Source organism: Streptococcus infantis (assembly GCF_047463175.1).
In the GTDB taxonomy this organism is placed as follows: Bacteria; Bacillota; Bacilli; order Lactobacillales; family Streptococcaceae; genus Streptococcus; species Streptococcus infantis_AC.
Genome location: NZ_JASHEJ010000001.1, coordinates 647,406 through 659,370, shown reverse-complemented (window position 1 = coordinate 659,370; position 11,965 = coordinate 647,406). Strand labels below are relative to the sequence as shown.

At 43.1% G+C, this 11,965-nt stretch carries 9 protein-coding genes and 1 pseudogene; 9 read left to right on the top strand and 1 reads right to left on the bottom strand.

Features of this window, described 5'->3' with window-relative positions; translation table 11 throughout:
* The 9 genes and pseudogenes from thrB to QM859_RS03390 all read left to right on the top strand — a co-directional run bounded on the left by thrB (window position 1) and on the right by QM859_RS03390 (window position 11,227).
* Window positions 1-870, top strand: coding sequence for a homoserine kinase (gene thrB, locus QM859_RS03430; protein ID WP_414262129.1), 870 nt, complete (start codon window positions 1-3; stop codon window positions 868-870).
* A gap of 123 nt (window positions 871-993) precedes the next feature.
* Complete coding sequence (gene msrB, locus QM859_RS03425) at window positions 994-1,932, top strand: peptide-methionine (R)-S-oxide reductase MsrB (RefSeq protein ID WP_414262128.1); 939 nt, start codon at window positions 994-996, stop codon at window positions 1,930-1,932.
* A 204-nt stretch (window positions 1,933-2,136) separates the two neighbouring features.
* Window positions 2,137-3,861, top strand: a pseudogene (locus QM859_RS03420) (ABC transporter ATP-binding protein).
* A 1-nt stretch (window position 3,862) separates the two neighbouring features.
* Entirely contained in the window at window positions 3,863-5,611 is a 1,749-nt protein-coding gene (locus QM859_RS03415) for an ABC transporter ATP-binding protein (protein ID WP_414262127.1), read from the top strand.
* A gap of 121 nt (window positions 5,612-5,732) precedes the next feature.
* Window positions 5,733-6,992, top strand: a complete 1,260-nt coding sequence (locus tag QM859_RS03410) for a TRZ/ATZ family protein (protein ID WP_414262126.1) — start codon at window positions 5,733-5,735, stop codon at window positions 6,990-6,992.
* A 178-nt stretch (window positions 6,993-7,170) separates the two neighbouring features.
* Window positions 7,171-8,266 (top strand): peptide chain release factor 2 gene (gene prfB / locus QM859_RS03405; protein WP_115253954.1). Its coding sequence is split into 2 segments (ribosomal slippage): window positions 7,171-7,242 and window positions 7,244-8,266, totalling 1,095 coding nucleotides; the frame shifts between segments, so codons are not numbered across the junction.
* 15 nt (window positions 8,267-8,281) lie between these two features.
* Window positions 8,282-8,974 (top strand): cell division ATP-binding protein FtsE, encoded by a 693-nt coding sequence (ftsE, locus tag QM859_RS03400; protein WP_004251332.1) that lies wholly within the window; start codon window positions 8,282-8,284, stop codon window positions 8,972-8,974.
* Window positions 8,967-9,893 carry a permease-like cell division protein FtsX gene (gene ftsX, locus QM859_RS03395; protein WP_414262125.1) on the top strand — a complete coding sequence of 309 codons (927 nt, stop codon included), beginning with the start codon at window positions 8,967-8,969 and terminating at the stop codon, window positions 9,891-9,893. Before ftsE ends, ftsX begins: the two co-directional genes overlap by 8 nt.
* 179 nt (window positions 9,894-10,072) lie before the next feature.
* Window positions 10,073-11,227, top strand: a complete 1,155-nt coding sequence (locus QM859_RS03390) for an MFS transporter (protein ID WP_414262124.1) — start codon at window positions 10,073-10,075, stop codon at window positions 11,225-11,227.
* Between the two features lie 40 nt (window positions 11,228-11,267).
* On the opposite strand, the gene QM859_RS03385 is transcribed toward QM859_RS03390, so the two are convergent.
* The gene (locus QM859_RS03385; RefSeq protein WP_247912950.1) at window positions 11,268-11,888 is read right to left on the bottom strand and encodes a TVP38/TMEM64 family protein; all 621 of its coding nucleotides are present in this window, start codon (window positions 11,886-11,888) and stop codon (window positions 11,268-11,270) included.
* Window positions 11,889-11,965 lie beyond the last annotated feature (77 nt).

The window sequence follows — 11,965 nt, the reverse complement described above, 5'->3', positions numbered from 1 at the left end:
ATGAAGATTATTGTACCTGCTACAAGTGCCAATGTGGGTCCTGGATTTGACTCGGTTGGTGTAGCTGTAACCAAGTATCTAGAAATTCAGGTTTGTGAGGAACGTGAAGAATGGATGATTGAGCATCAACTAGGCAAATGGATTCCACGTGATGAACGTAATCTTTTGCTGAAGATTGCTCTACAAATTGTTCCAGACCTCCAACCTAGACGTCTGAAGATGGTCAGTGATATTCCGCTTGCGCGTGGACTAGGTTCATCGAGCTCGGTCATCGTTGCTGGGATTGAACTGGCAAATCAATTAGGAAATCTAAAATTAACTGATCATGATAAGTTACAATTGGCAACCAAGATTGAAGGGCATCCTGATAATGTTGCGCCAGCTATCTATGGTAATCTGGTCATTGCCAGTTCGGTAGAAGGTCAGGTTTCAGCAGTAGTGGCGCCTTTCCCAGAGTGTGCTTTTCTAGCTTATATTCCAAACTATGAATTGCGTACTCGCGATAGTCGTGGTGTCTTGCCAAAGAAACTCTCTTACAAGGAAGCCGTTGCTGCAAGTTCTATCGCCAATGTGGCTATTGCAGCCCTACTGACTGGAGATATGGTCAAAGCAGGCCAGGCGATTGAGAGTGATCTTTTCCATGAGCGTTACCGTCAAGAACTGGTGAGAGAATTTGCGACCATCAAGAAAGTTGCCAAGAGAAATGGTGCTTATGCGACCTACTTGTCTGGTGCTGGGCCTACTGTCATGGTTCTAGCTGAGCCTGATAAGATGCCTAAAATTAAGGCAGAGCTTGAAAAACAACCTTTCAAAGGCAAGCTTCATGATTTGCAAGTTGATACACAAGGCGTTCGCGTCGAAGAAAAGTAAACAGAACAATGGGATGGGGAAACTCTCTATTAGAGGCTTCCTGTCCTTTTTTTGAAAATGAAATACGGGATATAAATTGTTTCCCGTGTTTAGCGACCGACAGACGGTCAAGGAGGATTTGAAATGGCAGAAATATATTTAGCAGGCGGTTGTTTTTGGGGCTTGGAAGAATACTTTTCACGTATTTCTGGAGTGCTGCAAACCAGTGTTGGTTATGCTAATGGTCAAGTAGAAACCACCAATTATCAACTGATCAAAGAAACAGATCACGCAGAGACTGTGCAAGTCATTTATGATGAGAAGGCGGTCTCGCTCCGTGAGATTTTACTCTATTATTTCCGAGTCATTGATCCTTTATCTGTCAACCAACAAGGGAATGACCGTGGTCGTCAATACCGCACAGGGATTTATTACCTAGAAGAAGCTGATCTACCAACGATCAATACAGTAGTTCGCGAGCAAGAACTCCTCATCGGTCGTAAAATTGCAGTAGAAGTGGAGAAACTACGTCACTATATCTTGGCTGAAGACTATCACCAAGACTATCTCAAGAAAAATCCTGGTGGTTATTGCCACATTGATGTGAGAGATGCCGAGAAACCACTGATAGATGCTGCTAACTATGAAAAACCGAGTCAGGCAGTTTTACGAGAAAGTTTATCAGAAGAGTCCTACCGAGTTACCCAAGAGGCGGCGACGGAAGCTCCCTTTAGCAATGCTTATGACCAAACTTTTGAGGAAGGAATTTATGTCGATATCACGACTGGTGAGCCCCTCTTCTTTGCCAAGGATAAGTTTGCCTCAGGCTGTGGTTGGCCAAGTTTTAGCCGTCCTATTTCCAAGGAACTCATTCATTACTACCAGGACTTGAGTCACGGTATGGAGCGTATCGAAGTTCGTTCACGTTCAGGAAATGCTCACTTGGGACATGTCTTTACAGACGGACCTCAGGAACTAGGTGGTTTACGCTATTGTATCAATTCTGCATCCTTACGATTTATCGCTAAGGATGAAATGGAAGAAGCAGGCTATGGCTACCTACTTCCATATTTGAACAAGTAAAAAGAGAGAGTGGGACAGAAATCGGTAATTCGTTAGAATCCGATTTCGTCGTCCCACCTCCGCACAGTTGGGTAGGGCTGTAAAAGCTGATGAAATCAGCGTAGTAGAGCCCACTCAACCACTGCGTCTTTCTCGACAATCCAAAGACAATTGAGAAGCTAGGACTTTTGTCCCACTCTCTTCATGTTGAAATAGAAGGGACACATGAAACAATTACTTTCTTACTTTAAACCCTACCTCAAGGAGTCATTTCTAGCGCCCTTGTTTAAGTTGCTAGAAGCCGTTTTTGAACTCTTGGTTCCCTTGGTGATAGCTGGGATTGTCGACCAATCTATCCCTCAAAAAGATCAAGGACATCTCTGGATTCAAATGGGGCTCCTCTTTGTTTTTGCAGTTATCGGAGTTTTGGTAGCCTTAGTTGCTCAATTTTACTCAGCCAAGGCAGCAGTAGGCTTTACCAAGGAGTTGACCAATGACCTCTATCGTCATATTCTTTCCTTGCCCAAGGATAGTAGAGCCCGCTTAACGACCTCGAGTTTGGTGACGCGTTTGACTTCAGATACCTTTCAGATTCAGACAGGGATCAATCAATTTTTACGCCTATTTTTAAGGGCTCCTATTATTGTTTTTGGTGCCATTTTTATGGCTTATCGTCTCTCGCCTGAATTGACCTTCTGGTTTTTGGTCATGGTTGCCATTTTGTCCTTTGTTATTGTCGTGTTATCACGGTTGGTCAATCCTCTTTATAGTATTTTGAGAAAGAAAACAGACCAGCTGGTTCAGGAAACACGCCAACAGATACAAGGTATGCGCGTGATTCGTGCCTTTGGTCAAGAAAAAAGAGAAATTGAACATTTCCAACGACTGAATCAAGTCTATACGGCTATCCAAATGAAGACAGGTTACTGGTCTAGTCTGTTGACACCCTTGACCTATTTGATCGTCAACGGAACCTTGTTAGTGATTATCTGGAATGGCTATATTTCTATCCAAGGAGGTTGGCTCAGCCAAGGTGCCTTGATTGCCTTGATTAACTATCTCCTGCAAATCTTGGTAGAGTTAATTAAGCTCGCCATGCTCATCAATTCACTCAACCAGTCTTATATTTCTGCCAAGCGGATTGAGGAAGTTTTTGAAGAAAAGCCTGAAGATATACTGGCAGAAATTGCTCAAAAAGAAACTTCCTCGAACCAGTCCTTACAAGTCGAACACTTGAGCTTTACCTACCCAGATGCTGCTCAACCATCCTTGCGAAATCTTTCTTTTGCTATGCAACAAGGACAAATTCTTGGAATCATCGGGGGGACTGGTTCTGGTAAGTCAAGTTTGGTACAGGTTCTACTTGGTCTTTATACGGCAGATAAGGGAAGCATTTCCCTTTATCGAGATGGACGTAGTCCTCGCAATCTTTCTGAATGGAGGTCCTGGATGGCTTATGTGCCTCAAAAGGTTGAACTCTTTAAGGGAACCATTCGTTCTAACTTGACTCTGGGTATGGAAGAATCAGTCTCTGACCAAGAACTCTGGCAGGCTTTAGAAATTGCTCAGGCCAAGGATTTTGTCAGTGACAAGGAAGGTCAGCTGGACGCAGAGGTTCAAGCAGGCGGTCGTAATTTCTCAGGTGGACAAAAACAACGTTTGTCTATCGCCTGAGCAGTTTTGCATCGAGCACCATTTCTTATCTTGGATGATGCGACTTCGGCTCTTGATACCATTACCGAGTCTAATCTTCTGAAGGCTGTTCAAGATAACCTGCCAAACACCAGCTTGATCTTGATTTCCCAACGAACTTCAACTTTGAAGATTGCTGATCAAATTCTTCTTTTAGAAAAAGGGGAGCAATTAGCACTTGGAAATCATGAGGAATTGATGGAGACTAGCCAAGTCTATCGTGAAATCAATGCATCCCAACATGGAAAGGAGGACTAGAATGAAAGGCAAACATGCGAGTCAAACCCTTAAACGATTAGCAAAAGATTTAGCTGGCCATCCCGTCCTTCTTTTCCTGGCTTTCTTGGATACTATTGCTCAGGTAGCCCTATCAATCTATCTACCAATCTTGATAGGACAAGTGATTGACCAAGTTTTAGTGACGGGCTCATCTCAGGTATTTTGGCAGATTTTCCTCCAGATGGTATTGGTGGTGATAGGGAATACGCTGGTACAATGGGCCAATCCTCTCCTCTATAATCGACTGATTTTCTCCTATACCAGAGATTTGCGCGAAAAAATCATTGAAAAGCTCCATCGTCTTCCGATTGCCCTTGTAGATAGACAAGGTAGTGGGGAAATGGTCAGCCGTGTAACGACAGATATCGAGCAGTTGGCAGCGGGTCTGAATATGATTTTCAACCAATTTTTCATAGGAGTTTTGATGATTTTGGTCAGTATCCTTGCTATGCTTCAGATTCATCTTTTGATGACTCTCTTGGTTCTGCTCTTAACACCTCTATCTATGGTCATTTCACGCTTTATCGCTAAGAAATCCTACCATCTTTTTCAAAAGCAGACAGAGACTAGGGGGATTCAGACTCAGTTGATAGAAGAATCGCTCACCCAACAGACCATTATCCAGTCTTTCAATGCTCAGGAAGAATTTATCGAGAGACTTCATGAGGCAAATGAGAACTACGCAGGTTATTCTCAGTCGGCTATCTTTTATTCATCGACAGTCAATCCTTCCACCCGTTTTGTCAATTCCCTTATTTATGCCCTACTTGCTGGTGTTGGAGCCTTGCGAATCATGGCGGGTTCAACTTTGACGGTTGGTCGTTTAGTGACCTTTTTGAACTATGTGCAGCAGTACACCAAGCCTTTTAATGATATTTCATCAGTCTTAGCCGAGTTGCAAAGCGCCTTAGCTTGTGCAGAACGTGTTTATGCTATTCTAAAAAGTCCTGAGGTTACAGAAACTGGTCTTAAAGAATTGAATAGCGACCAAGTCAAGGGAGCTATTTCCTTTAAACATGTTTCTTTTGGTTACAATCCTGAAAAGATCTTGATTAAGGATCTGTCTATTAATATTCCAGCCGGTAGTAAGGTTGCTATCGTTGGACCAACGGGTGCTGGGAAGTCTACCCTTATCAATCTCCTCATGCGTTTTTACCCGATTAACTCAGGAGATATTTTGCTAGACGGTCATTCTATTTACGACTATACTAGAGCATCTCTTCGACAACAGTTTGGGATGGTGCTCCAAGAAACTTGGCTCAAGCAGGGAACCATTCATGACAATATTACCTTTGGTAATCCTGATGCTAGCCGAGAGCAGGTTATTGCAGCAGCCAAGGCAGCAAATGCGGATTTCTTTATCCAACAATTGCCACAGGGATATGATACCAAGCTTGAAAATTCAGGGGAATCCTTGTCTGTTGGTCAAGCTCAGCTTTTGACCATTGCCCGCGTCTTTCTAGCCATTCCTAAGATTCTGATCTTAGACGAGGCGACTTCATCCATCGATACCCGGACAGAGGTGCTGGTTCAGGACGCCTTTGCCAAACTCATGAAAGGACGGACAAGCTTTATCATCGCCCACCGTTTATCGACCATTCAAGATGCTGATTTGATTCTTGTCTTGGTCGATGGAGATATTGTCGAATATGGCAATCATGAGGAACTCATGACGAGAAAAGGCAAATACTATCAAATGCAGCAAGCAGCAGCTTTTAGCCCAGAATAAATGGGAAAGCCATTATAATGTCAATGAACAAACAAGAAAAGTTGCCTTCGGGTGACTTTTTTGTTACAATAGCTAGAAAAATTATCCCGTATGAATACTTATATAGAAAAGGAGCCTAGGGATGAAAGTCTTTCAGCATGTAAATATCGTGACTTGTGACCAAGATTTCCATGTCTATCTGGATGGGATTTTAGCTATTAAAGAATCCCAAATCGTCTATGTCGGTCAGGAAAATCAAGAGATTCTTAAACAAGTAGATCAAATCATAGACTATCAGGGTGCCTGGATTATGCCTGGCTTGGTTAACTGCCATACTCACTCTGCCATGACAGGCTTGAGAGGCATTCGTGATGATAGCAATCTCCACGAATGGCTGGAGGACTATATCTGGCCAGCAGAAGCAGAATTCACACCAGAGATGACCACAAAGGCTGTCAAAGAGGCGCTAACAGAGATGCTCCAGTCAGGAACGACAACTTTCAATGATATGTACAATCCTAATGGAGTGGAGATAGAAAAGATTTATGAGGCAGTCAAGGCATCCAAGATGCGTTGCTATTTTTCTCCAACCCTCTTTTCTTCAGATGTGGAGACGACGGCTGAAACTATAACCAGAACTCGAGCTATTATCGAGACAATCAAAGGCTACCAAGACCCAAATTTCAAGGTGATGGTGGCCCCTCATTCGCCCTACAGTTGTAGTCGAGATTTGCTGGAGGTAAGTCTTGAGCTAGCAAAAGAAGAAAACATTCCTCTTCATATCCATGTTGCAGAAACACAGGAAGAGTCAGGCATTATCCTGAAACGCTATGGCAAACGCCCATTAGCCTTTCTAGATGAACTCGGATATTTAGATCATAAAGCTGTCTTTGCTCATGGTGTGGAGTTAAATGAAGCAGAGATTGCCCGCTTGGCAGATTCGCAAGTTGCTATCGCCCACAATCCTATCAGCAACCTCAAATTAGCCTCAGGGATTGCACCAGTCGTCCAACTTCAAAAAGCAGGAGTAGCAGTTGGTATTGCGACGGACTCAGTTGCGTCTAACAATAACCTGGATATGTTTGAGGAAGGGCGGACTGCAGCACTCTTACAGAAGATGAAGAGTGGCGATGCCAGCCAATTTCCGATCGAAACCGCCCTCAAGACCTTGACAATCGAGGGTGCTAAGGTGTTAGGAATGGCAGATGAGATTGGTAGTTTGGAAGTCGGCAAGCAAGCTGATTTCCTCGTCATCCAACCCCAAGGCAAAATCCATCTCCAACCTCAAGAAAACATGCTGTCTCACCTCGTTTATGCCGTCAAATCCAGTGATGTTAATGATGTCTATATCGCTGGTGAGCAAGTCGTGAAAGACGGCCAAGTGCTGACTGTTAACTTGTAAAAAGTAGTATAAATTTACGAAATCTCATAGGAAATTTCTTGTGAGGTTTTTAGATTTTTGCTAGAAATAAGGTCAGTAGATGTCTTGCAAAATATATTGATACTAAAATAGAAAAACACCGATTAGATAAATAAAAAAAATTATGGTATAATAAAACGATACAATTAAAGGAGTATGTATGGACATTTCAGAAATTCGTCAAAAAATTGACGCAAATCGTGAAAAATTAGCTTCTTTCAGGGGGTCTCTTTGACCTCGAAGGTTTAGAGGAAGAAATTGCCATTTTGGAAAACAAAATGACAGAACCTGATTTTTGGAACGATAATATTGCGGCCCAAAAAACATCGCAAGAATTAAACGAACTCAAAAATACCTATAATACCTTCCACAAGATGGATGAGTTGCAGGATGAAGTTGAAATTTTACTGGACTTTTTGGCAGAGGATGAATCCGTTAAGGATGAGTTGGTTGAAAAACTCTCTGAGTTAGATCAGATGATGACCAGCTACGAAATGACCCTTCTCTTGTCAGAACCCTATGATCACAACAATGCCATCCTTGAAATCCATCCTGGTTCAGGGGGGACAGAGGCTCAAGACTGGGGCGATATGCTCCTTCGTATGTATACTCGCTATGGAAATGCCAAAGGCTTCAAGGTTGAGGTCTTAGACTACCAAGCAGGTGATGAGGCAGGAATCAAGTCAGTAACCTTGTCTTTTGAAGGACCAAATGCTTATGGTCTTCTCAAGTCAGAGATGGGAGTTCACCGTTTGGTCCGTATCTCACCATTTGACTCTGCTAAACGTCGCCACACCTCATTTACTTCTGTAGAAGTTATGCCAGAGTTGGATGATACCATCGAAGTTGACATCCGTGAGGATGATATCAAGATGGATACCTTCCGTTCAGGTGGAGCAGGTGGACAAAACGTCAACAAGGTTTCAACAGGTGTCCGCTTGACTCACATTCCGACAGGGATCGTCGTAGCATCAACCGTCGACCGTACTCAGTACGGAAACCGTGACCGTGCTATGAAGATGCTTCAGGCAAAACTCTACCAGATGGAGCAGGAAAAGAAAGCTGCTGAGGTAGACTCGCTCAAGGGTGAGAAAAAGGAAATTACATGGGGAAGCCAAATCCGCTCCTATGTATTTACGCCTTATACAATGGTAAAAGACCATCGTACCAACTTTGAAGTAGCGCAAGTAGATAAGGTAATGGATGGAGACCTAGATGGTTTCATCGATGCTTATCTGAAATGGCGTATCAGTTAAAAGAAAGGAAGTCACATGTCAATCATTGAAATGAGAGATGTTGTCAAAAAATACGACAACGGGACAACAGCCCTACGTGGCATCACTGTAAATATCGATGCAGGAGAATTTGCCTACATCGTAGGACCTTCAGGTGCTGGTAAATCAACTTTTATCCGTGCCTTGTATCGTGAGGTCAAAATCGACAAAGGGAGCTTGCAAGTTGCAGGTTATAACCTCGTTAAGATTAAAAAGAAAGATATTCCGTTCTTGCGTAGAAACGTTGGAGTAGTCTTTCAGGATTACAAACTTTTGCCAAAGAAAACCGTTTATGAGAACATTGCTTACGCCATGGAGGTTGTTGGTGAAAGTCGTCGTAACATCAAAAAACGTGTTATGGAAGTCTTGGACCTTGTCGGTTTGAAGCACAAGGTTCGTTCATTCCCGAATGAACTTTCAGGTGGTGAGCAACAACGTATCGCCATTGCGCGTGCTATCGTAAACAATCCTAAGGTTTTGATTGCCGACGAACCAACAGGAAACTTGGACCCAGATAACTCATGGGAAATCATGAACCTCTTGGAACGTATCAATCTTCAAGGGACAACTGTTTTGATGGCGACCCACAACAGCCAAATCGTAAATACCTTGCGCCACCGCGTTATTGCCATCGAGAATGGTCGCGTGGTACGTGATGAAGCGAAAGGAGAGTACGGATACGATGATTAGTAGATTTTTCCGCCATCTGTTCGAAGCTTTAAAAAGTTTAAAGCGTAATGGATGGATGACCATTGCTGCGGTCAGTTCAGTAATGATTACCTTGACCTTGGTTGCTATCTTTGCTTCAGTTATCTTCAATACTGCGAAATTAGCAACTGATATTGAAAACAACGTCCGCGTCATGGTTTATGTTCGTAAAGACGTTGAAGACAACAGTGAAACCATTGTAAAAGAAGGCCAAACAGTCACGAACAATGACTACCACAAGGTCTACAATGCCCTAAAAGCTTTGCCAGCTGTTAAAAATGTAACCTTCTCAAGTAAAGAAGAGCAGTACCAAAAGCTGACTGAAACTATGGGTGATGAGTGGAAGGTATTTGAAGGAGATGCAAACCCTCTTCATGATGCCTATATCGTAGATACCAATTCACCAAGTGATGTAAAACCTGTAGCTGAAGAAGCTAAGAAAATCGAAGGTGTCTCTGAAGTTCAAGACGGTGGTGCCAATACCGAACGTCTCTTCAAGTTGGCTTCCTTCATCCGTGTATGGGGATTGGTCATCGCAGGACTCTTGATCTTTATCGCAGTCTTCTTGATTTCAAATACCATCCGTATTACTATCATTTCACGTAGCCGTGAAATTCAAATCATGCGTTTGGTTGGTGCCAAGAACAGCTACATCCGTGGCCCATTCTTGCTAGAAGGTGCCTTTATCGGACTATTGGGAGCTGCTCTTCCATCAGCTTTGGTTTACTTTATCTATAATAAAGTCTTCCAATCTGTCAACCCATCCTTGGTTGGTCAAAACCTATCCTTGATTACACCGAATACCTTTATTCCAATGATGATCGGTCTCTTGTTCCTCATCGGAATCTGTATCGGTTCACTTGGTTCAGGAATCTCAATGCGTCGATTCTTGAAAATCTAAGTCACATAACTGGATAAAACACATAAAAAAGTGGGATGTCATCAAGACTTCACAGCTCTTGATGCCCTGCTTTTTCTTTTGGTCTTGGTGCTCAGTCGCTTGCCAATTTTGGTTAAAGAGTGTATGATAGGAAAGGACCTTTTTACTAATATGAAAAATGAACAATGAATGAGGAAAAGATGAAACAATTTTTGGAAAAAGTGAGCATACTCTCCCTATCGTTAGTATTGATCACATCGTTTTCTATTTCGAGCGCCCTACCTGCCATGTTTGACTATTATCAGGGCTATTCGACTGGTCAGGTCGAACTCTTGGTCAGCCTCCCATCCTTTGGAATTATGGCCATGCTTTTATTGAATGGAGTTTTAGAGCGTATTTTTCCTGAACGCCTCCAGTTGACCTTAGGACTTTTGATCTTGTCAATCAGCGGGATCGCTCCCTTCTGGTATCAGGGTTATTACTTTGTCTTTGCTACACGTCTTCTCTTCGGGATTGGAGTGGGGATGCTCAATGCCAAGGCCATCTCGATCATCAGTGAACGCTATCACGGGAAAACTCGTATCCAGATGCTTGGTTTCCGAGGATCGGCTGAGGTAGTAGGAGCATCCATCTTGACTTTGGCAGTTGGTCAGCTCTTGGCATTTGGCTGGACAGCAACCTTCCTAGCCTATGCCGCAGGCTTGGTAGTCTTGCTGCTCTTTCTTCTATTTGTCCCTTACAACAAGGAAGAAATTCATGAGTCCAAGCATCAGACAGAAGAAGCAGTAAGGTTGACTGCTTCTATGAAAAAGCTCATTTTCTTCCTTGCTATTGCAGCCGCAGTAATTGTATGTACCAATACGGCTATCACCTTCCGTATCCCTAGTCTCATGATTGAGGCAGGGTTTGGGGATGCTCAGTTGTCCAGTTTGGTACTTAGTGCCATGCAGTTGATTGGGATTCTAGCGGGAATCAGCTTTTCTTTCCTGATCTCGACCTTCAAGGAAAGGCTTCTATTGGTCGCTGGTGTCACTTTTGGTATCGGGCAAATCATCATTGCTCTTTCCCCATCACTCTGGGTGGTGGTTGTAGGTTCTATCCTGGGAGGATTTGCCTATAGCATCGCTCTGACGACAGTCTTTCAGTTGATATCTGAACGAATTCCCGCAAAACTCCTCAACAAAGCAACTTCCTATGCTGTTTTGGGATGTTCTTTTGGAGCATCATTAACACCCTTCGTTCTTTCAGGGATTGGCTTGGTGACTATGGATGGTCGAATGACCTTCATCATTCTAGGAGCATGGATGATTGCTACATCAGTGCTTGTTTCCCTCTTATTGAAAAAAGAAGCCTAACAAAGAAAAACTCAAGGATGAATCCTTGAGTTTTTGTGTATTAGCCAAACATCTGCCAAAAGTAATCGATGATGTAGGTCAAGCCATAAGTGTAAACGACTAGGGTAAAGGGTTTGGTCAGGATGATAATGGTCATGTAACGTTTGAAGCTCATCTTGGTCAGAGCAGCCAACATACAGAGAAAGTCAGCGGGACTAACGGGCCAAATCATCATAAAGATAAAGAATCGGTCAAAGCGATTGCCCTCATCCAACCAACCGATATACTTATCATAGGTTCGCTTGCTGACCATGGACTGGACAAAGGGTGCTCCGTAGAGACGCACCAAGTAAAAGATAATTGCACAACCAATGACAATACCGATATAGTTGTAGATGGTCCCGATGATATGCCCGTAGATAAAGACACCTGCAACTGAGGTTAGAGCACCTGGAATGATTGGAACAACCGTCTGCAAAATCTGTAAAAAGATAAAGAGTGGTGGCCCCCAGATACCCGCCTGTTGGATAAAGGCAGATAGGGTTTCCTTGGAATGTAAGATCCCAGCTTGATAGGCCCAAATACAAAAGATAATCGTACCAACTCCACCGACGATGGAGGAAATATGAATGGCTTGCTGTAGAAGGGGAGAAACAGCTTTCATTTCTTTCTCGTGTGACATGTAAACTCCTCTTGTGTAGTATGATTCTACTATACCATATTTTAGGGAGAAAGACTAGATGGGATACTTCGTGTGAC

Excerpts from the sequence above, each read along its gene's own strand:
- QM859_RS03385 (WP_247912950.1), bottom strand. The coding sequence starts at position 11,888 with ATGTCACACGAGAAAGAAATGAAAGCTGTTTCTCCCCTTCTACAGCAA.
- ftsX (WP_414262125.1), top strand. The coding sequence starts at position 8,967 with ATGATTAGTAGATTTTTCCGCCATCTGTTCGAAGCTTTAAAAAGTTTA.
- QM859_RS03410 (WP_414262126.1), top strand. The coding sequence starts at position 5,733 with ATGAAAGTCTTTCAGCATGTAAATATCGTGACTTGTGACCAAGATTTC.
- ftsE (WP_004251332.1), top strand. The coding sequence starts at position 8,282 with ATGTCAATCATTGAAATGAGAGATGTTGTCAAAAAATACGACAACGGG.
- QM859_RS03390 (WP_414262124.1), top strand. The coding sequence starts at position 10,073 with ATGAAACAATTTTTGGAAAAAGTGAGCATACTCTCCCTATCGTTAGTA.
- msrB (WP_414262128.1), top strand. The coding sequence starts at position 994 with ATGGCAGAAATATATTTAGCAGGCGGTTGTTTTTGGGGCTTGGAAGAA.
- QM859_RS03415 (WP_414262127.1), top strand. The coding sequence starts at position 3,863 with ATGAAAGGCAAACATGCGAGTCAAACCCTTAAACGATTAGCAAAAGAT.
- thrB (WP_414262129.1), top strand. The coding sequence starts at position 1 with ATGAAGATTATTGTACCTGCTACAAGTGCCAATGTGGGTCCTGGATTT.